Origin of the sequence: Vallitalea maricola, from assembly GCF_036985595.1 — a bacterium.
GTDB lineage: Bacteria > Bacillota > Clostridia > Lachnospirales > Vallitaleaceae > Vallitalea > Vallitalea maricola.
Genome location: NZ_BTPU01000028.1, coordinates 60,313 through 82,864, shown reverse-complemented (window position 1 = coordinate 82,864; position 22,552 = coordinate 60,313). Strand labels below are relative to the sequence as shown.

Genomic DNA, 22,552 nt, shown 5'->3' with positions numbered 1-22,552 from the left:
CCCTATATGACCCATCCTTTCTTTATCATAATATTAACATTGGAATTAATATCATAGTTACATCTATTGTCTGTTTGAATAACAAAATCATGAAAACCCGTTTTGATATTATACATATAAACGCTTCCTTTGTTGAATTTATTAGTGATAACACCACTTATAGTGTTATTTTCTGTATCTGTAAGGGTTATATCTTCAGGTCTAACCAGAATGGTTTTAGTTCTACTTTGTGATTTTTCCCCGAAATCATTTTGAACTTTTTTTGGTAGATAATTTTTTATTGTATCATATGAAATCAAATTGGATTTACCAACAAATCCTGCAACAAAAACATTTTTTGGTCTATCATATATTTCACTAGGCTCACCTATTTGAAGTAGTTTACCTTTATTCATTATAGCAATCCTATCTGAGATTCTCATTGCTTCTTCTTGGTCATGGGTTACATGAACCATAGTGAGTTTAGTAAGTTTCTGAATTCTTTTTAATTCATCTTGCATTTTTTCTCTTAACTTTGCATCCAAGTTTGAAAATGGTTCATCCAGTAATAATATATCTGGTTTCATAACCAATCCTCTAGCCACAGCAGCTCTTTGCTGTTCTCCTCCACTTAATTCATGAGGATATTTCTTTTCTTTTCCACTCAGACCAACTAATTCAAGCTTTTCTAATACTTCTTTTTTTATAATAGATTTCTTTACTTTCCTTATTTGTAAAGGATAAGCCACATTCTTATAGATATTCATATGTGGCCAAAGTGCATAATTCTGAAAAACTAAACCTATATTTCTTTTTTCAGGTGGTATAAATGTTCTTTCAGAGACAGAAAATATAGTTCTACCATTGAGACTTATATCCCCACTGTCAGGTTTTTCTAGTCCAGCGATAGAATACAGTAATGTACTCTTTCCGCAACCACTAGAACCTAGTATACTTAATAATTCTCCTGTGTGAATATCTAAACTTACCTCTTTCAGAGCATTGATCTCACCATATTTCTTACTGATATCATTAAGTTTTGCAGTTATCATTTAATTTGTCTCCTAACCTTTTTAATTATTAGATTTCCAATTAAACTCATGATTATGATTACTACTGCTAGAGTAGATGTCATCTCAAGTCCGTAAGAATTGGATTGTAATGTAAACAGCATGACACCCAAAGTTTCAGTTCCACTACTATATAATAATAGAGAGATTGGAATTTCTCTTAATGCAATCAAAAAACATAATATCCAAGCTGAAGTCATTCCAGGTGCTATCAATGGTATTATTATATTTTTTAATGTACTAAGTATACTAGCCCCAGACATTCTAGAGGCTTTTATCAAGCTCTTATCTATGTTTTCAATTATTCCACTCATATTTTTAACTGCAATTGGTATAAATAATGCAATATATGTAATAATTATAATCCATTTTGTTCCATATAATTTTAATGGCTTATTTATAAAGCTTAACGTAGCTGCTACAGCCAATACGATATTAGGAAAAGCTATTGGCCATGTAACAATAATCATGAATGAACTGGTTAATTTGTTTTTATTGATATAGAACAAATATAATACAAGACAGCCAATTATAACCGCAGCTGTTGCACCCACTATCCCATATACCATACTATTTATGAATGATTTATTAGTATAAGGATTAGTGAACAAAGTGATATAATTGTTGATAGTCAAATTCTTCAATTGTATTTTCAAGCCCCATCGTTTGAGAAAGGATGTTATTACAATACTTACTAAAGGTATGCCTGTTACACAAATACAAAATGCTATTGCAAAGAAATTAACTATTCTACTACGCTTTCCTAATTTTATAAGCTTAGGATTCCTGAATTTCTTATTGGTACTGCTTGCATATTTCCTTTTACTTATAATCTTTGAGTTAATGATATATATACAAGCTGATATTATTATTAGTATTACAGATAATACTGTAGCATTTACTAACTCTAAATGAGATAAGTAACTGAATATTTTTGTAGTGACTACATCTTTTCCTATAGGTAAACATAGAGCAGCCGGAACTCCAAAGTTAGCCATTGAACGACTGAATATTAAAATTCCTATAGATAAGATACTAGGGATTATCATAGGAAATGTTATAGTTCTCATTATCCTTCTTCTATCTGCTCCACATACAAAAGCAGCATCTTCATAATCCATTGAATATGCTTCTAAAGCATTAGAAATAGACATAAAAGCCAAAGGATACAAATGGATTGATAGAACAAAGATAACAGATATAATGGAATACGGGAAAAAATTATAATCATAGCCTAATAGGAATTTCAGCAATCTGCTCAAGTATCCGTTTTTTGAAAAAATCTCTATCCATGAAATACTGAGTATATATGAAGGAATCATAAAACCTATTAGAGCAAATAACTTAACAAATTTCTTATGTCTAAAATCAGTTCTTACAACCAACCAAGCTAAACTTCCACCAAATAGTATAGAAAAAAAAGTTACGCCAATACCTATAATCAAGGTATTAAATAAACTTATATATGTTGATTTATCTCCCAACAAAGAAATAAAAATACTTATATCAAAACTCTTTATCAATAGATTCAGCAACGGATATATTATGATAATAAAAATTATTATACATAAAATTACATACATCACAGTTTCTTTTAAAAACTGTGATGTATTTTTTTTTATACCATTAGTTGCCCATGATTTCTTTGACTCCATCTCTAAGTGTACTTTCGTTTTCATAAGCGAACCTCCAGTCAATCTCCTTAGTTTCTAACTCAGCAGGAATTCCTTGTGGTAACGAAACGTCTTGTCTTACACTTACGAATCCCATTCCTACAGTAATGTTTTGAACTTTTTTAGATACTAGGAAATCCACAAATTTCTCAGCTATTTCTTGGTTCTTACTTGGTCTTGATTCATCCTTAATAATTGCTACTGGTCTTTGAATTCTTAAAGCGCCTTCAGATGGCCAGCTAATCTCTATTGGAGTCTTATACTCTTCTTTCTTTGCTTTTTTCTTCAATCTTAAGACAGAATCATGGGGAGCTATTCCTGTATCAAATTCTCCTTCTTGAATCTTTGAAGGAACTTGACCATTAGATTTTGCAAAGAATAGTTTATTATCCTTCAAAGCTTTTATGTAATCCCAATTATTACCGCTCATTTGATATAGACCTGAAGTAATTGCTAGTGCAGTTGAAGAATAATTAGCATTAGCCATTACAACGCTACCAGAATATGCTTCCTTCTTAAGGTCTTCAAAGGATTTTGGTATTTTATCACCTGTTAAATTATCTTTATTATAGGCTATAACAGCATATCTTTCATTAACTATTGTGTAGTAATTATCCCCTACTTTGTATTCTTCTTTTAACTTATCATACTCCTTAGGACTATATTGTGCTAAATTCCCTTCATCTTGAAGAGCATAATATAACAATGGATCAGAACCCCATACAACATCTGCCTGAATTTGTCCAGCCTGTTTCTCAGTCCATACTTTTTGTCTAAGAGGACCACAACCTAATATTACTAAATCCAAAACATCACCATTAACAGTCTCAAATTCACTTTCTATCCTGTTTAACATTTGTTCTGGACCAGATAAATATACAGTTATTTTCCCTTCTTTACCATGGTATTTACCTTTATCATCTTCATTCTCATTATTACTGTCCTCTGTTTCTTTACTTTCATCTTTTGCCTTAGTTCCATCTTCCTGTGCATTTCCTGCTTCTGGATTTTGTGAGACAACATTTTCTTCATTGTCTTTTGAACACCCTACAAGCATTAATGATATTATCAAAATGCAACTCATAATAATATTAATTTTATTTTTCACCTTAATTACCCTCCTAGTTTTATCTGATAATGACTATCAATTTCGATTAAAGTATAGTACAACTACATATATATGTCAAGATAAACTTGGAATTTATTTCTATATTTCTAAGAAGTATTTGTCAGTTAAGAAGATTTTCTATCACATAGAAAAAGCACTCTTACGAGTGCCAATCCTATTATATAATCTGTAGTTTTCCATCAATGTAATCAATGACTATATTACTGCCTTCGGAAACATTTCCTGATATAATTGCTCTACCAATCATTGTTTCCACATTCCTTTGCAAGTATCTTTTTAATGGTCTAGCTCCATATATAGGATCATAACCTTCTTCAACAATATGTCGCTTAGCTTTATCTGTTATCTCAATTTCAAGTCTTCTATCAGCAAGTCTTTTTCCAATCTCATCAATCAACAGAGAGGCTATAGCTATCAAGTCTTCTTTGGTAAGGGGTTTGTATAATACTATTTCATCGACTCTATTCAAAAATTCAGGTCTAAAATATTTATTGAGTGAACTAGTAACATTATTTCTTGCTTGTTCGCTTATCTCACCTATAGAATTAATACCTTCCAATAAATACTCTGAACCTATATTGGAAGTCATGATGATAATTGTATTCTTAAAATCTACTGTCCTGCCTTGTGAATCAGTAATTCGTCCATCATCAAGTATTTGAAGAAGAATGTTGAATACATCTGGATGAGCCTTCTCGATCTCATCTAATAGTACTACAGAATAAGGTTTCCTACGAACAGCTTCCGTCAACTGTCCACCTTCTTCATAACCTACATAACCTGGTGGTGCTCCAATAAGTCTTGATACTGAGAATTTCTCCATATACTCACTCATATCTATTCTAACAATGTTATCTTCAGTATCAAATAGTACCTCAGCTACAGCTTTTGCCAGCTCCGTTTTTCCTACACCAGTTGGTCCAAGGAATATAAAAGAACCTATTGGTCTCTTAGGGTCTTTTATCCCAGCTCTCGACCTGATAATAGCATCTGTAACTCTTTGTATGGCTTCATCCTGCCCAATAACTCTTCTATGAAGAATATCACTAAGCTTCAACAATTTTTCTCTTTCACCTGAAACCAATTTACTAAGTGGTATACCTGTCCATCGAGATATTATCTGAGCTATTTCTTCTTCTGTAACTTTTTGTCTTAACAGAGAATTATCATTTTTATTAGTTTCTATATTTCGTTGTTCTTCCTCTAATTTGGCTTTCAGTTCTGGCAAACGTCCATATTTCAACATTGCTGCTTTATTAAGATCATATTCTCTCTCAGCTTTTTCAATTTCTCTTCCTACTTTTTCTAACTCTTCTTTTAGGTTTTGCACTTTCTCAATATTCTGTTTCTCATTTTCCCACTGGACTTTCATAGTATTGTATATGTCTTTATGTTCTGCCAATTCTTTTTGTATCCTTGACAATCTACTTTTACTCATGTCGTCTTTTTCTTTAATCAATGCGGCTTCTTCTATTTCCAGTTGTATTATTTTTCTAGATACTTCATCAAGTTCTGTTGGCATTGAATCCATTTCTGTTCTTATCGTAGCACACGCTTCATCAACTAAGTCAATAGCTTTATCAGGAAGAAAACGGTCTGTTATATATCTATTAGATAACACAGCAGCAGATACCAAAGCAGTATCTTGTATTTTCACACCATGAAACACTTCATACCTTTCACTTAATCCTCTCAAGATAGATATAGTATCTTCAACAGTAGGTTCATCTACCATAACTGGCTGGAATCTTCTCTCTAGAGCAGAATCTTTTTCTATATACTTTCTATATTCATCCAATGTGGTAGCACCTATACAATGCAATTCACCTCTAGCCAACATTGGTTTCAACATATTTCCAGCATCCATTGCTCCTTCTGTCTTACCAGCACCAACAATTGTATGAAGTTCATCAATAAATAATATTACTTTACCATCACTATCTTTTACTTCCTTTAAAACTGCCTTGAATCTTTCTTCAAACTCACCTCTATATTTAGCCCCTGCTACTAACGCTCCTAAATCTAGTGATATAATCTTTTTATCTTTGATTCCTTCAGGCACATCTCCTTTTACAATCCTATGAGCTAATCCTTCGGCAATTGCTGTTTTCCCAACACCAGGCTCCCCTATTAAAACAGGGTTATTCTTTGTCTTCCTAGATAGAATCCTTATGGCATGACGAATCTCACTATCTCTACCTATTACAGGGTCCAACTTGTTTTGTCTTGCTTCTTCAACTAGATCATGTCCATATCTGGTTAATGCCTCATAAGTATTCTCTGGATTATCAGATACCACTCTCTGATTACCTCTTATTGCCTTAAGTACATTTAATACCTCATTCTTGGTTATATCATACTTATTAAGCAAAGTTACCACATAATCCTTTTTGCTAAGCACAAAAAAAGATACAAATAAATGTTCAACAGATACAAATTGATCTCCAAGCTTCTCAGCTTCTTTTAATGCGGCAACAAAAATCTTATCAGTTGATGTGCTAATATATATTTTACCTGCTTCTCTCCCCGGACCAGATACTTTAGGCATCTTATTGACATAATCATCAAGCTCTATAGTCATACCATTAATATCTTTACCCATCTTATCTAATATCCTAGGTATCAAACCATTTTCTTGTTTCAATAACGATAACAGCAAATGCTCAGGTGCAATTTCAATATTTCCATTACCAACCGCAATTGTTTCAGCATTCTTGATCGCTTCCAAACTCTTCTGAGTGAATTTATTCAAATCCATATTTATCACCTCTTAACATAATAATTTAATAATTTGATAAAACGGCCGAAGTGTAAAGTGTTATAATCACGCAGACCGACCGCTTCTCAGGGTAAGGCAAGTGATTATAACACTTTACACTGACCCTTATCTGATTTTACCACTAGATATTTCCTTCCATTTTTTAAGTAATTTAATTTCTTCCTTGCTCAAATCTTCAGGTACAACTATCCTAGCTACAAAATAAAAATCTCCAGTCTTCTTTTTGCTTTTCAACCCTTTGTTCTTCAATCTGAATTTTTTTCCTGATTGAGTACCCTTAGGTATCTTAATCTGGAACTTTTTATCCATAGTACTTGCTTCTATCTCTGCTCCAAAAGCAGATTCCCAAGGAGCAATATTCAGGTCTTTATATATATCATAACCATTAAGCTTATAATCAGCATCATCAACTATATGAACCTTAATCAATAAGTCACCATTAGGACCACCGTTATACCCACTATTTCCTTGTCCTTTTAATCTTATTTTCTGACCTTCAATTATCCCCTTTGGAATTGTGACATCTAATTGATGTCTATTTCCCATATCATCTCCTATAATAATCTTTTTGGTTGAACCATAATAACTATCTGATATAGATATATCAAGTTCAGCCTCAGCATCCTGACCCTTAACCGATCTAGCTTGTTGTTGTCTAAATCCACCCATACCTGATGAAAAACCACCAAAATTACTAAATCCTTTAAAAGCTCCTCCACCACTCTTACCAAAGCTATTAGCTCTAAATATAGAGTCGAATACAGACCTTAATATATCTTCGTCACCTGTCCAAGAACTTGTATCACCAGAATAATATCCTCCACCATTTTCCCACTGACTTCCGAACTGATCATAGGCTTTTCTCTTTTCAGGATCCTTCAACACATTATAAGCTTCATTTATCTTTTTAAATTTCTCTTCTGCCTCTTTTGTTTTATTTGAATCCGGATGATATTTGTGAGCTAACTTTCTATATGCCTTCTGTATTTCTTTATCATTAGCATCTCTCGTAACACCCAGTGTTTTATAATAATCCTCAACGTTATTTGGCATAACCTGCACCTCCTATTTTATTAACCATACTTCATTTTAAAAATAAATTAAGATTATTCAAATACTGGCAATATATCTTATCAATCTTGATGAAAACATCATCTTGATTATAATGATTGAAATAATAGTTAAGAGAATCATCAATCATTAATAAGTAACAACTTAAATACTCTGCTATAGACTCATCATCCATTTTTTCCAAAGGAATCCCTCTCAAAAACTCTCTAACAAATCTATTATTTGAATTAGTATACGTCTTATTAATTATCTCTCTTTCATAAATCTCAGGAAACCTCTTTTTATCAATATAACATATCCCTTTAAAAAACCTTTCTAAATGTTCATTAAGGTCTTCTGACTTAGATCTGGAATTAATCTTTAGAACAGCATATCTTTCCTCATTATTACCTACATAAAACTCAAAACTATATCTAATACTAGGTTTATACTTATATTTTATAAAAGTCCCAAATTGTAAACTTCCATAATCATTCTTGGACTTGACTTGAATGCTATCCGTTTCCACCAACTGAGATATCCTATTCATTATATTAGTAACTTTTTGCTGGGGCGTCAGCAAACCAATCTTCTCAGCCAGCATATCATTAATCAATTGTGACCTATTAGTATTCTTAATATATGCCAGTCTATCAACAGCTTCAACAATCTCATCAAATAAAACTATGCTATAAATACTCTTCTTCACATTTATCAACCCTTCTAATAACACCATAATATGTTATCATGTTTTTATAGTATACCACATTAAATAATTTGTCAACCATTTTATATAAACAAACCAACACTTTTTTTGTTATTACTGAAGTTCTGTAAATAATATTTGGTTGACAGTCGCTCCAATAGGGGAATATTCCGTCAGCCAGTTAAATGTCCATGTTTAAATGGCCGAGTTCGCCGTCCATGGCTCACTGCTCCATATTCCCCTATACTATTTCCACTCTGTATTATAATTCATAGATTGTAGCTGTATTTATCTTCTGTTATTAAGATTAGTATACTAAAATAGACCTATTCATATAAGTACTATAAAACCTAAAAACATAGCAATTAAATGAATACGTCTTTCATATTCTTACTTTATCTATGTAGTTCATCACTAATCTTTTATTACCTACATGTACCACCGAAGGGTATAAGTGTTAATAATCACGCAGACCGACCGCTTCTCAGGGTAAGGCAAGTGATTATTAACACTTATACCCTGACCCCCAAATCCCCCCAAAAAACAAAAAAAGCTAGCACCCGCTAGCTCAAACTCAATATCTCTTTAACCGTCTCTTTCATCCTATCTTTATCACATATCATCTTATGCCTTATCTCGGCACCTATGATATCCTTAATAGCTTTAGGAATCTCTACACCTGTAAGCTCATTCATTTTTTCAATCAACTCAAAATCATCATACTTCTCATAACTCTCGTCAATAGCCTTCATAACACTACGAGTAAATTTATATGGACTTGCTGTTGAAGCAATAACAGTCTTCCTATTATCACCAGTATCCTTTTTATACTTTTTATAAACCGAACTACCAACAGCTGTATGTGAGTCAATCAAATACCCTGACTTATCAAAAACTTCCTTAATGGCATCATAAGTTTCATCAATGGAAGCATAATTACCATAAAAATCCTTTAATCCTTTTTTCATATCATCAGATATCTCATATTCACCTTTACTAGATAACGAACTCATAAGATTATTGATAACACTTTCCTTATTATCAGATATCTTATACAACAATCTCTCTAAATTACTGGATATCAAAATATCCATAGAAGGTGATATAGTCAATACAAATTCTCTTTTCCTATTATATACACCTGTATTCATAAAATCATACAATACTTTATTATCGTTAGATGCACATATCAATTGATGGATTGGCAATCCCATATTCTTAGCATAATATGCAGCTAATATATTCCCAAAATTACCAGTTGGAACAACAACATTAATGTCCTCACCCATCTTGATATCTCCACTCGCTACCATCTTAGTATATGCATAGAAATAATAAACTATCTGAGGTATCAATCTACCTATATTGATTGAATTGGCTGATGAGAATCTATAACCATTATTATCCATCAATTGGACAAACTCAGCATTATTAAATATTTCCTTAACTCCATTTTGAGCATCATCAAAATTTCCTTCTATACCAACAACATATGTATTATCTCCTTTTTGAGTAACCATCTGTTGTTTTTGAATAGGACTTACCCCATCTTTTGGATAGAATACAATGATTTTAATTCCTTCCACATCAGCAAATCCAGCTAAAGCAGCTTTACCAGTATCTCCTGATGTTGCTGTAAGAATAACTATTTCTTTATCTATATTCTGCTTCTTAGCAGAAACCTTCATTAGATAAGGTAAAATAGATAATGCCATATCTTTGAATGCAATGGTTGACCCATGGAACAACTCTAAATAATGTGCTCTATTTTTTTTAACAACTGGAGCAATCTCTTTTGTATCAAACTTATCATCATAAGCATTATTTATACAATATCTCAATTCGTCTTCAGTAAAGTCAGTAAGATATAACTTCATTATTTCATAAGCTAAATCCTTATACTCAAGGCCTAACAAATCTTCTAAAGGTTTATCTAATTTAGGAATCTCATTAGGTACGAATAGCCCTCCGTCACATGCTAACCCTTTAATAATAGCTAATGATGCTTGTATATTACTTTCACCACCACGTGTGCTCTTATATAATGTATTCATTAGTTTCATTCCTTTTTTTGATGTTTTTTAAGATTATATCATACTATTCACTTTAACACAATACTAGAACAAAAGAGGCTATGCCTCTCTTTCCAATAACTCAAAAAATAGGCAATCATCTGATTGCCTATAATATATATATTAATATTTATCTACTTAAAAAATTCGTGAACTCCGTGCTGGTACACTTTGGTAAGATTATTATCAAACCAACTCATAGCTTTTTCAGACGCATAACATCTTGCAGCAAAGTATAATGCCCCTTTTGAATAGTCCTCACCATTAAAAGCACTCTCAACAGCTTTTTTTGTTTTGTCAGAGACTGTTACTGAATAGTATCTACCATCAGTAATAGGTGAAAACTGTGCTCTACCATTACTGCCTTGATGAACAACATCATAAATGTTATTTGGGAACTCTGAACTTTTCACTCGATTCATTACAACATTTACTATTAGTATTCTTCCAATTAGATCCTCGCCTGTAGCTTCTGCTTCAACAATCCTCGTTAAGGCTTCATAGTCCTTAGCAGAAATATTCACTAATTGACTTTCTTGTTCTTTTGGTTTGTAGGTTGCCGTATGTAGCACTTTTTTATCGCTACTTTCCTCTGGCTCCTTCATAGGTACAACTTTTTGTTTATCACTTTCAAGTTTTTCTTTGTTAACTTTCTCTTGCTGCTCTTTCAACAGTTCGCCAAGCTTCTTGGTATACTGATCAATTCCTAAGTCAAGCTCAACAACAGTTTCCTCATCTTCAATAGACTTATCATCCGAAACATCCGTTTCTTCAACATTTCCTTCTAAAGCAGATACCACATTAGTATGGGAACCAAAAAATCCATTAACACCTAGATATAATACAGTTATCATAATACAACTTGTAATTACAATCAATCCATTAGTGTATGCTTTCTTTGGAATATGCTTTATTGAGGAAAATATGTCCTTAAGAAGATTCTTTACTTTAAACATAATTTTTCTCCTTTTAACTATAGACAATTTCATAAATTTAAGACCGTCTTACATGCATATGAAATTGAATTTTTTAACAAGCTCGTAATAATTTCTTAACATTTTGCTTGTCATAGCGATTATAGTAAAACTTACATAATGTGTCAACTAACATCTAAATAATTTGGTACTTTTTATATTTGTTCAGAATATTCAAATATTGATTTCATGCACTTTTTCTTGATTTACTATTTTTTCCAATTATTTTTTTGTTTAATTTAACACAACTAAAAATTTTTTTGTGTAAAATATCAAATTCAATTTTGTTACTAATTATATGTATATTTTTATTACTTCCATATTTTTCTACTTAATCTAGCTAATTCATTATTGTATTATTTTGTATTTTATTAATATAATATAATAACAATCTTTATCCGATATATATTTTAATAAGTTGATTAATTATATATGGATTTTTACATGCAAAACATCTTATTATTTGTATTATTTCCATTATTTATTATTTTATACATTAATATTCAAACAAATATATATCTTTAATATAAGAAAGGACTAAAATTATATGTTATCATCAACAGGAGTGTATAAGACAACTAGAAAAAACGGGACTATTTATTATAGATCTTCTATAACTTTTTCGAACAAACATATAAGTTTAGGAAGTTTTTCTTCCTATATATCTGCACACAATGCCTATTTGGAAGCAAAAGATATAATTAGTAGTAACATAAGTATATATGATTATGCTAAGTCAAATACTTTGACATTCCATAAGTTTGTTGTATTAATTAATTTTAGAGATAACAAATACTATATCAAAAACCCTATCTATCTTCATAAATATTATTTTTCTTATTTCCTTGATCAATCAACTGAATTGACTTTTGATGTAGATGATTTATTCTATTATTCCAATCATAAAATTTTCAAGAAGAATGGATATATGTTTGTTAATGATTACGGAATGCAGGTAAATATTCTTTCCAGATATGGTATTAAGAATTTTGCTGTTAATGGAAAAGATTATCATTTTAAAGACGGTGATAGCAATAATCTAAGATACCATAATATTATAGTTACTAATAAATATTATGGTGTAGAAAAGATAACTAAAAACAATACTGATGTATACTTATCTAAGATACATATAAACGGTTATACTAAAATAGGTATATACAAGACTGATATTGAAGCAGCCATTGCTTATAATAAAGCTGTAGATTTTGTTATTGCTAATAATATATCCTCAAAAAATTATACCAAGAATTATATATCAGATATAGATTCCAAGGAGAATTACCTAAAACTATATGATTCCATAAAATTATCTAAAAACATTCTTTCCTTAAATAAATAAATTCAACAAAAAAGTGGCTATTATACATTATGTTAAAACTACCATCAAATGTAAATAAGCCACTTTTAATTATTCAGTTACAACATTTCTTGGAATTCCCTTTTGAAATGATTCAATATTTTCTTTTACTTCAACAACAACCCTTTTCCTAGCTTCTACACTTGCCCAGGCAATATGTGGAGTAATCAATAATTTTATACTATCCTGTATACTTAATAATGGATTATCTTTATTAATTGGTTCATGTTCTAAGACATCTAGACCTGCACCAGCTATTAAATCTTCATTAAGTGCTCTGGTAAGATCTGCTTCGTTGATAATTCTTCCTCTTCCTAGATTAAGAATCACTGCTGAATCTTTCATCTTAACAAACTCATCATATCCAATAAGATTATCAGTATTTTCGTTAAGAGGTGCATGTATGGAAATAATATCAGAAGAACTTAGTAAATCATCCAATTTAACTCTTTCATATTCTCCATTATCATTTTTACCAGATGTTGAATAATAAATAACTTTACAACCAAAACACTTAGCTATAGTTGCAACTTTTTTACCAATAGTTCCTAGACCAATGATTCCCCATGTTTTACTAACAAGTTCATTATATTTTTTATCAAAATGAGTAAAAATCTTATCACCTACGTAAGCACCTGATTTTACATACTTATCATAATAAGATAATTTTTCATATAGATAAAATAATAACGCAAATGTATGTTGTGCCACACTATCAGTAGAATAACCTACCACGTTGGACACCACAATATTATGAGCATTAGTATAAGTTTTATCAACATTATTTGTTCCTGTTGCTGTCAAACAAATCAACTGTAGATTATTAGCATATTGAAGATTACTTTCATTAAGTACTACTTTATTGGCTATGATGACATTTACATCTTTTATTCTATCTATAACTTGTTCCTTGGAAGTGAATCCATAAATATCTACTTCACCCAAATCATTAAATACTGTTAAGTCCAAATCGTCACCAAGTGTATTAGCATCCAAAATAACTATTTTCATAATATGCTCCTTTTCATGGTTTTTTAATTACATTATTATACTTATCATAATACTATTTAAAATTGTATAAATCAATAAATATTAAATATAAATTCAACTAGAATAGATTTTAAATATATTGACATATATAGATTATCTATATATAATCATATGTAGATAATCTATATATGAGGTGAAAAACATGAAAATTGATAAAAGTCTTATTACAGGAAGTACGACCATGCTTATTCTCAAGCTTTTAAGCATTGGAGATATGTATGGTTATCAAATGATTGAAGAACTAGAAAAAAGATCAGAAAATATATTTACATTGAAAGCAGGCACACTCTATCCGTTACTTCATACATTACAACAGCAGAATATTATCTCTTCCTATGAACAAAAGTCAAGTAATGGAAGAACCAGAAAATATTATCATATAACTGACATTGGTAAAAAAGCTTTTAGCCAAAAACAAAATGAATGGAATCATTACACTTCATCTGTCAATAAAGTGTTAGGAGGAATTAATGGTGAATCAGTATAATGAAACATTAGAAAAATATTTAGATATTATTTGCAAACAAATCAAAAGTAAGTGTATGCATAAAAAAATAAGGAAAGAACTTCTTGATCATCTAAATGATCAAATTGATGCTTATATTGATAGAGGTATAACCAAAGAACAGGCATTACAAATGGCAATGAAAGAAATGGGTAATCCAACTGAAATAGGAAATCAGCTAAATAAGACACACAAACCTCTTATCAGTTACTCAACAATAATTATTATACTGATGTTTATAGCTGTAAGTGGCATTATTCAATATCTATTTTCATATTCTTTATTTGCAATAGATATGGGCTTGTCTAATTCTCCATTAATTAACTTTATAAAATATGCAGTAACAGGTATCTTATTTTTTTTAGCAGTTTATTTTTTTGATTATACATGGTTAAAAAAACATCCAATTACATGTTATATGACTTTTATAATATTAATCACAATAATGAATATAACCAGTTATGAAATAATGGGTGGTCACTATCAATTAATATATCCTTTCTTATTGTTTGTACCTGTTTATGCAAGTGTTGTATATAGCCTGCGAAATACTAAGTTAATAGGTATTATTGTATCAATTATAGCTTTTATTCCAGCAATAATTATAGCTAGTATTGTACACTTTGATTATTCGTACATAATTGTTTCGTTTTCATGTCTAGCCATACTAGTATGCGCCATAATAAGGGGATATTTTAATTGTAATAAGATTGTTAAAATAAGTACCATTATAATTACTTCTATTATATTCTTAATCGTTATAATCAATCTCTTTACAAAAGCACTAACTTTAACTAAAGAAATTGAAGAGATAGATGGTAAGGGCTATGAAACTTATTTTATAAAAGAATCTATAGTTAATGCTAAACCTTTTGGTGAGATACAGATAGATTATGACTCTAGATTACAACTCATTGACTATATAATTCCTGATTGGCGAACTAATCATACTCTTATATATATTAACTCAAAATATGGTTATGTTCCAGCTGTAACTATTATTATTTTAATGTTTATTTTAGGATTCAAATTAACTAAATTACATAAAAAACAAAATAATGACTTTGGCATTTTACTATCTTTAGGATGTGTATCTGTTATTAATCTTCAAATTATTATTTCTATACTTAATAACTTGGGATTAAATGTATGTAGAATTAGTACTTTACCAATAATATCTTATGGTACAGGTAATTTTGTAATTAATATGATACTTCTTGGACTGGCTTTGTCTATATATAGAAGATGTAATATAATTGATGATAAGCTATATAATGATGGTTCTTATATATATTATAAAAATGGTAAATTAGTCTTTAATATTAAATATTATGATTAATAACAAAGAATAACAACGAATAGTAGTATAACATAAAATGTGTAAAATCCAATCTAGCTCTGTAAAAGCTGGGTTGTTTTTTTATTTATTATACTATAACGTGCAGCACACAGAGATATACTTAAGCTTTTAAGTAAATGCCTGTTATTTGCTCAAAATATATAATTAGAGATTAATAAAAATAAATTTTTTATTGAAAGTTTAGCTATATTATTTAATATATGAGTCTATACTATAAATACTGAAATTTTTTTAATCACTTGATAGCCAATAGAACAAGTAGAAAATAGAGGATTAATTATATGGACTATGCTGTTAACAATGTAAAAAAATATGCTGTACTCTTTTTTTTAATGGGTGATGCTTATTATGTTTTGGAAGGCTTTTGGCGTGGAAGGTCACATATTATTATGTTATTTGTTGGTGGATTATGCGGCCTCACTATTGGTCTAATAAATGAAAGAACAAAGCTGAAGATATGGCAGCAATGTATAATAGGTACATTTATTATTTTAGCTATAGAATTTATATTTGGTGTAATATTAAACATATGGTTAAAATTAAATATTTGGAATTATGATGGTATATTTGCTAATGCAGCAGGCCAAATTTGCTTACCATATGCTGTTTTATGGTTTTTCTTAATACCAACTTCCATATGGCTTTATCAATTATTAACGTACACACTATATAACGAAGAAAAACCCGAAAAATTAATCAGTCTATATATGAAACTATTTAGGAATGAATAAAGCAAAAATATATTATAAGATTGATATAATTAGAAGAGCTGATCAATAAACAAAAGCTATAAAACGTTATGAAGAATTATCTTCTTTATAGTGAACGTTTTATAGCTTTTTATCTTTTATTTAACTAATTCATTATACAAACCACGTTTTACATAATGTGTATGTAATAATTCATGGGATTTATGTCCAAGTGGTTCACCTAAGAAATCTTCATAAAGCTTAACTATAAAAGGATTTTCATGAGATTTCCTTAAATCCTTACCTTCATCTTCTCTATAAATTGCTTCCATCCTTTTTTCTCTAACATCTTTAGTAGTTGGTCTTGGTTGACCTCCACCACTAAGGCATCCTCCGGGACAAGCCATAATCTCTATGAAATGATAGGGTGATACACCATCTTTTATCTGCTGAAGAAGAATTCTTGCAGCAGTAAGTCCACTTGCTGCCGCTATTTTAACTGTTTGACCTTCAAATGCCTTATACTCTTTTGTAGCTTTCTCAATGTATAATTCTCCTTCTTTTATAGACTTGAGTCCCATTACTTCTTTTACATGAAGATTATCAAATGGTAATTCCTTACCTGTTAGAATCTCAAAAACTGTTCTTATAGCAGCTTCCATAACACCACCAGTAGTACCAAATATATCTGCTGCACCAGTAGAAATACCAAATGGGCTATCAAACTTACCGTCGGGAATATTAACAAAATCTATACCTGCACTTTTTATCATTTTTGCACATTCTCTTGTTGTTAGTACTGCATCAACATCTCTCTCCATTTCTTTTCTTGTTATCTCATATTTCTTAGCTGTGCAAGGCATTATTGATACAACATAGATATCTTCTGGATCCACGTTAATCTTTTCAGCATAATATGACTTTGCTAAAGCTCCTAACATCATATGTGGTGATTTACAAGATGATAGATGAGCTAATTGTTCTGGGAACCTGTTTTCAATATATTTAATCCAACCTGGACTACAACTTGTAATCATAGGAAGAGCTACTTCCTCCCTATTAACGAATTTGCCCAGTCTTTGCAATAATTCATTACCTTCTTCTATTATAGTAAGGTCAGCAGCAAAATTAGTATCAAATATATCATCAAATCCTAATTCACGAAGAGCTGAAGCCATTTTCCCCGTTACCAATGTACCAGGTTCATAACCGAACTCTTCACCAAGAGCTGCCCTAACAGCAGGTGCTGTCTGAACAATAACTCTCTTACCTTCTTCATTTAACATTTTCCATACATCTTTGATAGAATCTCTTTCACTAAGAGCATCTACTGGACAAACTGTAGTACACTGCCCACAGTATGAACAGTTAATATCATCAAGATTCAATCCTTCAGTAGGACCAACAAATGTGCTAAAGCCTCTGTTCTGATTATTGAGAATTCCTACACCTTGAACTTCGTTACATATAGTTACACACCGTCTACACAAAACACATTTTGATAAGTCCCTTACTATACAAGGGTTATTGTCATCTATATAACATCTTGACATTTTGCCTTCATAACTATTATCTGTTATACCTAATAACTCACCTAACTCTTGGAATTCACAATTTCTGTTCCTATCACAGCTTAGGCAGTCTTTTGGATGGTCTGACAGCATTAATTCATATATTATTTTTCTTGCCTGTCTAACCTTCTTTGTATTAGTATGGATTACCATACCATCTGTAACTTTTGTCATACATGCCGCTTGAAGAGTTTTTGCTCCTTCTACTTCAACGGAACATATTCTACAGGAACCATTCTTGTGAACATCTTCAAGGTAACAAAAATTAGGAATTAGAATACCATTCATTTTGGCAGCTTCTAAAATTGTAATATCTTCAGGTACTTCAAATTCTTTATTATTTATTGTTAATCTTACCATTACTACTCCTCCTATCTTTTGTCACATCTTAAACATCTCATGGATTCAGCTATAGCGTTAAGTCTATGGAATCCTTTTGATATTTCTTTAAAGTTATTTTTTCTCTCTTCTGGTGATGCATTATCCATTTCAAATCTCATATGCTCAGATACCCTTACATCAGCTTCTGGTTTTGGAATTTCTATATCTTTTCCAGTATTAAGAACTCCATCTCCACCTAAGAATTTATCTATGGAAATTGCAGCTTCTTTACCATCAGTAATAGCCCATATAACAGTATCTGGTCCTCTTACTACGTCACCACCGGCAAATACACCATCTATATTAGTCATCTTACTCTTATCATCTACAACAAATGTACCCCATTTAGTCATCTCTACTTCATCTTTGTTTATGAATGGAAGGTCTGAATGTTGACTAACCGCAGGGATAATCATATCAAACTCCATTTCAAAAGCTGAACCTTCAATTACAGTAGGCCGTCTTCTACCTGTAACATCAAAATTACCTTGTAAAAGCTTAACTAATTTGATTTTCTCAACATGGTCTTCTCCAATAATCTCTATAGGAGATACAAGAGTATGAATCATAATTCCTTCTTCGAGAGCTTCTTCTACTTCTCTTCTTTCTGCTGGCATATCTTCTATATTTCGTCTATATAGAATATGTATTTCTTTGGCACCTAATCTAAGGGCTACTCTTGCTGCATCAATAGCAGTGTTTCCACCTCCTATTATTGCAACTTTTTTTCCAACCTTGACGTCTTTGCCTTTATTAACATCTTTTAGGAAATCAAGTCCATGATATACTCCCTTTAGATTTTCGCCTTTTACATTAATCTTATTGGAATATTGGGTACCAGTAGCCACATAAACAGCCTCATGCTCTTTTCTGAGTCTTTCAAAGTCCACATCTATACCAACTTCTGTATTAAGCTCTATCTTAACACCTGCTTGTTCAATAGTTTTTATCTCTTTTTGTAATATATCTCTTGGTAAACGATATTCTGGAATACCATATCTTAAAATACCACCAGCCGTATCATGAGATTCATATACTGTTACATCATATCCAAGTCTTGAAAGATAATAACCACAGGTAAGTCCAGATGGACCAGCTCCTATAATTCCAATAGATTTACCCTTTGGTGGGAATTTCAAATCATCAAAAGGTTCATCAGATTCAAGAATAGTATCAGCTATATACCTTTTCAAATCTCTAATAGCAAGAGCCTCATCTAATTGCTCACGCCGGCATTTACTTTCACAAGGATGGGTACATACTCTACCACAAACAGCTGGGAAGGGATTATCTTTTCTAATTAGATTATATGCATCCCTTAACCTATTAGCACCTATCAGACTTATGTATCCTGGAACATTAACTCCTGCAGGACAAGCATTTTGACAAGGTGAAATAAAAAGATCAGTACACACACCTGCTCGACATTTTTTATCTCTTATATGTTCTTCATATTCCTCTCTAAATTCTTTGATAGTACTTAAAACAGGATTCGGTGCAGTTTGTCCAAGACCACATAGAGCTGTTTCCTTAATAGTTTCTCCAAGCTCTATTAATTTCTCTATATCGCCTTCCTCACCTTTACCCTGAGTTATTCTTTCAAGAATTTCCAGCATTCTCTTAGTACCAAGTCTACAAGGAACACATTTACCACAGGATTCTTCCTGAACAAATTCCATAAAAAATCTTGCTACATCAACCATACAATTATCTTCATCCATAACAATAAGTCCACCAGAACCCATAATAGCTCCTTTTGACTTCAATGAATCATAATCTATAGGTGTATTAAGGCAATTACTAGTTAAACAACCACCTGATGGCCCTCCAGTCTGAGCTGCCTTAAATTTTTTCCCATTTTTAATACCACCGCCTATATCATATACAATATCCCCGAGTGTAACTCCCATAGGGACTTCAACAATACCTGTATTATGTATAGCACCGGCTAATGCAAAAACTTTTGTACCACTGCTTTTCTCGGTTCCAAATGTTTTGAACCAGTCGGCACCATATAGAATGATATAAGGTACACTCCCGAATGTCTCTACATTATTAATGATTGATGGCTTATCAAATAAACCTTTATCGGAAGGAAATGGTGGTTTTTGTCTTGGTTCTCCTCTTTTCCCTTCTATTGAATTCATAAGTGCAGTCTCTTCACCACAAACAAAGGCTCCTGCTCCAATTCTGATTTCAATATCAAAAGAAAAACCGCTATTCATAATATTATCTGATAACAATCCATACTCTCTAGCTTTCTCAATGGCAACATTGAGTCTCTCCACTGCTAAAGGATATTCCGCACGTACATATACATAACCTTTGTTAGCACCTATTGCATAACCAGCAATAGTCATACCTTCAATTACAGCATGAGGATCTCCTTCTAGAAGACTTCTATCCATAAATGCTCCCGGATCACCTTCATCAGCATTACAAATAACATATTTCTGTTCTGACTCACTCTTTGCAGCGAATTCCCATTTTAGTCCAGTTGGAAATCCACCACCACCTCTACCTCTTAGCCCAGAATCCTTAACAACTCTAACAACTTCCCCTGGACATTTGTTTTCAAATATGCTGCCTATTGCCAAATAACCATCATTGGCTATGTACTCATCAATTGAACTGAAATCAATCTGTCCACAATTATTTAGAACAATCTTTTTTTGCTTTTCAAAAAAAGGTATATCATTTAATTTATGTATATGTTTCTTTGAAATGTCATCGTAATAACACTTTTCTTCTACTATTTCTCCTCCAAGAATATGTTTAATTACTATTTCTTCCATTTCTTCAGGTTGTAATTTAATATAGTAGATATTTCCAGGCTCTACAAGAAGTGATGGACCAAGATGGCAGGCTCCTATACATCCAGTCTCAGTAATCAATACCTTATCTTCGTAATTATACTTTTTCAAAGCTTCTACAAGAGCATCTTTTACATCTTTACAATTTGAAGAAATACATCCAGCGCCAAAACATACATGTAAATTATATTGATATTTTTTTGTCATTTCATCAAATTCATTTTTTACTCGCTTTAAATCACTAATATTCATTATCTTTGCCATGACTTCATCTCCTTCAACTAATATTTCTCTAGTATTTCACTGAGTTTATCTGGATTTACTTGTTTATACACAGTATCGTTAATTGATATTGCTGGAGCTAAGCCACAAGCTCCTATACATCTCATTACTTCAAGAGTGAATTTTTTATCTTCTGTAGTTTCTCCTATACCAATGCCCAATATTTCTTGTAACTTATCAAGGATTTTCTTACCACCTCTAACATAACAAGCTGTTCCAAGACAGACTCTTATAGTATATTTTCCTCTTGGGACAGTGGAGAAAAAAGAATAGAAGCTTACAACACCAGAAACTTCTGATAGAGGCTTGTCTAATCCATCTGCAATTATTTTTTGGATGTTAATAGGTAGATGACCGTAAATTGTTTGAGCAATATGCAGGACTTGTATCAAAGATCCTTCTTTGTTTTTATATTCTTCAATGAATTCTCCTATCATGGCTATTTTTTCTTCTTCGCTCATATCTTCGCATTGACATTTTTTTAACTTATCCATATCTACTCTCCTTACTATCGTTTACTTGAAACAGTCGTATTTAGTCTATTTGCAATTTGATTATTATCTTATCAATATCTTTCAACTGTTTCTTTAATAGTCTAATTTTTTCTTCATGCTCTTTAATTGAACTCATGATAATCTGCTTTCTATTATCAAATTCTTGAAGCTGCGGCATTTTTAAATTTTCAATCTTTTTATTAATTTCAATGAGTTCTTTCTTGTAACGTTCCCAAGTGGCTTTCAGATTCTTATCATAATCCCCTCCTTCAATGTATTTTTTGATGCAATTGATGTCATAAATTAGTTGACTCTTTTTCTTTAAATAACTAATTACTTCCTCCATAAATCACACCCCTAAGTTTTTTTTGCAATCATAAATAAACCTTATGGAATCTTATAAAGTTGAAAAATAATTGCTTATATATGAATGAATACCTTAATAAATAAAAGCTTCATATATTAATGGTATTCTAATCATCAAATAATTATGAATATCACTTGAGGCTTGCCAGATGTAGATATTACGGATTTTAAGTATAAAAGAATTAAATATTTTACTTCATCTTTATATATAGACTAAAAATTAATTATAATAATTGGATTTTAACAGAA

At 31.1% G+C, this 22,552-nt stretch carries 17 protein-coding genes; 4 read left to right on the top strand and 13 right to left on the bottom strand.

What is annotated here, in order from left to right; genetic code table 11:
- Positions 1-2: 2 nt before the first annotated feature.
- The 8 genes from AACQ14_RS09910 to AACQ14_RS09875 form a co-directional block, all read right to left on the bottom strand.
- Entirely contained in the window at positions 3-1,031 is a 1,029-nt protein-coding gene (locus tag AACQ14_RS09910) for an ABC transporter ATP-binding protein (protein WP_339363420.1), read from the bottom strand.
- Positions 1,028-2,728, bottom strand: coding sequence for an ABC transporter permease (locus AACQ14_RS09905; protein ID WP_339363419.1), 1,701 nt, complete (start codon positions 2,726-2,728; stop codon positions 1,028-1,030). The genes AACQ14_RS09910 and AACQ14_RS09905 overlap by 4 nt, the downstream gene beginning before the upstream one ends.
- On the bottom strand, positions 2,676-3,830 hold the full coding sequence (locus tag AACQ14_RS09900) for an extracellular solute-binding protein (protein WP_339363418.1): 1,155 nt from the start codon (positions 3,828-3,830) through the stop codon (positions 2,676-2,678). Before AACQ14_RS09900 ends, AACQ14_RS09905 begins: the two co-directional genes overlap by 53 nt.
- Positions 3,831-4,008: 178 nt before the next feature.
- Positions 4,009-6,609 (bottom strand): ATP-dependent chaperone ClpB, encoded by a 2,601-nt coding sequence (gene clpB / locus AACQ14_RS09895; protein ID WP_339363417.1) that lies wholly within the window; start codon positions 6,607-6,609, stop codon positions 4,009-4,011.
- A gap of 126 nt (positions 6,610-6,735) precedes the next feature.
- Positions 6,736-7,683 (bottom strand): DnaJ C-terminal domain-containing protein, encoded by a 948-nt coding sequence (locus tag AACQ14_RS09890; protein ID WP_339363416.1) that lies wholly within the window; start codon positions 7,681-7,683, stop codon positions 6,736-6,738.
- A 31-nt stretch (positions 7,684-7,714) separates the two neighbouring features.
- On the bottom strand, positions 7,715-8,389 hold the full coding sequence (locus tag AACQ14_RS09885) for a hypothetical protein (protein ID WP_339363415.1): 675 nt from the start codon (positions 8,387-8,389) through the stop codon (positions 7,715-7,717).
- Between the two features lie 560 nt (positions 8,390-8,949).
- Entirely contained in the window at positions 8,950-10,440 is a 1,491-nt protein-coding gene (gene thrC / locus AACQ14_RS09880; protein ID WP_339363414.1) for a threonine synthase, read from the bottom strand.
- Positions 10,441-10,592: 152 nt separating this feature from the next.
- A complete protein-coding gene (locus AACQ14_RS09875) occupies positions 10,593-11,414 on the bottom strand; it encodes a cell wall hydrolase (protein WP_339363413.1) in 822 nt (273 codons plus the stop codon).
- Between the two features lie 565 nt (positions 11,415-11,979).
- Here AACQ14_RS09875 and AACQ14_RS09870 point away from each other — a divergent pair.
- The gene (locus AACQ14_RS09870) at positions 11,980-12,774 is read left to right on the top strand and encodes a hypothetical protein (RefSeq protein WP_339363412.1); all 795 of its coding nucleotides are present in this window, start codon (positions 11,980-11,982) and stop codon (positions 12,772-12,774) included.
- A gap of 69 nt (positions 12,775-12,843) precedes the next feature.
- On the opposite strand, the gene AACQ14_RS09865 is transcribed toward AACQ14_RS09870, so the two are convergent.
- Positions 12,844-13,803 carry a D-2-hydroxyacid dehydrogenase gene (locus tag AACQ14_RS09865; protein ID WP_339363411.1) on the bottom strand — a complete coding sequence of 320 codons (960 nt, stop codon included), beginning with the start codon at positions 13,801-13,803 and terminating at the stop codon, positions 12,844-12,846.
- 181 nt (positions 13,804-13,984) lie between these two features.
- On the opposite strand from AACQ14_RS09865, the gene AACQ14_RS09860 reads away from it, so the two are divergent.
- The 3 genes from AACQ14_RS09860 to AACQ14_RS09850 all read left to right on the top strand — a co-directional run bounded on the left by AACQ14_RS09860 (position 13,985) and on the right by AACQ14_RS09850 (position 16,438).
- Positions 13,985-14,329 carry a PadR family transcriptional regulator gene (locus AACQ14_RS09860; RefSeq protein WP_339363410.1) on the top strand — a complete coding sequence of 115 codons (345 nt, stop codon included), beginning with the start codon at positions 13,985-13,987 and terminating at the stop codon, positions 14,327-14,329.
- Positions 14,316-15,686 carry a permease prefix domain 1-containing protein gene (locus tag AACQ14_RS09855; protein WP_339363409.1) on the top strand — a complete coding sequence of 457 codons (1,371 nt, stop codon included), beginning with the start codon at positions 14,316-14,318 and terminating at the stop codon, positions 15,684-15,686. Before AACQ14_RS09860 ends, AACQ14_RS09855 begins: the two co-directional genes overlap by 14 nt.
- A gap of 302 nt (positions 15,687-15,988) precedes the next feature.
- Positions 15,989-16,438 carry a putative ABC transporter permease gene (locus AACQ14_RS09850; RefSeq protein ID WP_339363408.1) on the top strand — a complete coding sequence of 150 codons (450 nt, stop codon included), beginning with the start codon at positions 15,989-15,991 and terminating at the stop codon, positions 16,436-16,438.
- A 116-nt stretch (positions 16,439-16,554) separates the two neighbouring features.
- Here the strand turns inward: AACQ14_RS09850 and AACQ14_RS09845 are convergent, their stop codons facing one another.
- From AACQ14_RS09845 to AACQ14_RS09830, 4 genes are read right to left on the bottom strand one after another with little or no spacing between them, the layout of a single operon-like run.
- Positions 16,555-18,327 carry an NADH-dependent [FeFe] hydrogenase, group A6 gene (locus AACQ14_RS09845; protein WP_339363407.1) on the bottom strand — a complete coding sequence of 591 codons (1,773 nt, stop codon included), beginning with the start codon at positions 18,325-18,327 and terminating at the stop codon, positions 16,555-16,557.
- 11 nt (positions 18,328-18,338) lie between these two features.
- Entirely contained in the window at positions 18,339-21,425 is a 3,087-nt protein-coding gene (gene nuoF, locus AACQ14_RS09840) for an NADH-quinone oxidoreductase subunit NuoF (RefSeq protein WP_339363406.1), read from the bottom strand.
- A gap of 17 nt (positions 21,426-21,442) precedes the next feature.
- Positions 21,443-21,937 (bottom strand): NADH-quinone oxidoreductase subunit NuoE family protein, encoded by a 495-nt coding sequence (locus tag AACQ14_RS09835; RefSeq protein ID WP_113674666.1) that lies wholly within the window; start codon positions 21,935-21,937, stop codon positions 21,443-21,445.
- A gap of 40 nt (positions 21,938-21,977) precedes the next feature.
- Complete coding sequence (locus AACQ14_RS09830; protein ID WP_339363405.1) at positions 21,978-22,283, bottom strand: hypothetical protein; 306 nt, start codon at positions 22,281-22,283, stop codon at positions 21,978-21,980.
- Positions 22,284-22,552 lie beyond the last annotated feature (269 nt).

Coding starts and splice junctions, on each gene's coding strand:
- AACQ14_RS09890 (WP_339363416.1), bottom strand. CDS start 7,683: ATGCCAAATAACGTTGAGGATTATTATAAAACACTGGGTGTTACGAGA.
- AACQ14_RS09850 (WP_339363408.1), top strand. CDS start 15,989: ATGGACTATGCTGTTAACAATGTAAAAAAATATGCTGTACTCTTTTTT.
- AACQ14_RS09865 (WP_339363411.1), bottom strand. CDS start 13,803: ATGAAAATAGTTATTTTGGATGCTAATACACTTGGTGACGATTTGGAC.
- AACQ14_RS09830 (WP_339363405.1), bottom strand. CDS start 22,283: ATGGAGGAAGTAATTAGTTATTTAAAGAAAAAGAGTCAACTAATTTAT.
- clpB (WP_339363417.1), bottom strand. CDS start 6,609: ATGGATTTGAATAAATTCACTCAGAAGAGTTTGGAAGCGATCAAGAAT.
- thrC (WP_339363414.1), bottom strand. CDS start 10,440: ATGAATACATTATATAAGAGCACACGTGGTGGTGAAAGTAATATACAA.
- AACQ14_RS09860 (WP_339363410.1), top strand. CDS start 13,985: ATGAAAATTGATAAAAGTCTTATTACAGGAAGTACGACCATGCTTATT.
- AACQ14_RS09905 (WP_339363419.1), bottom strand. CDS start 2,728: ATGAAAACGAAAGTACACTTAGAGATGGAGTCAAAGAAATCATGGGCA.
- AACQ14_RS09845 (WP_339363407.1), bottom strand. CDS start 18,327: ATGGTAAGATTAACAATAAATAATAAAGAATTTGAAGTACCTGAAGAT.
- AACQ14_RS09835 (WP_113674666.1), bottom strand. CDS start 21,937: ATGGATAAGTTAAAAAAATGTCAATGCGAAGATATGAGCGAAGAAGAA.
- AACQ14_RS09870 (WP_339363412.1), top strand. CDS start 11,980: ATGTTATCATCAACAGGAGTGTATAAGACAACTAGAAAAAACGGGACT.
- nuoF (WP_339363406.1), bottom strand. CDS start 21,425: ATGGCAAAGATAATGAATATTAGTGATTTAAAGCGAGTAAAAAATGAA.
- AACQ14_RS09875 (WP_339363413.1), bottom strand. CDS start 11,414: ATGTTTAAAGTAAAGAATCTTCTTAAGGACATATTTTCCTCAATAAAG.
- AACQ14_RS09910 (WP_339363420.1), bottom strand. CDS start 1,031: ATGATAACTGCAAAACTTAATGATATCAGTAAGAAATATGGTGAGATC.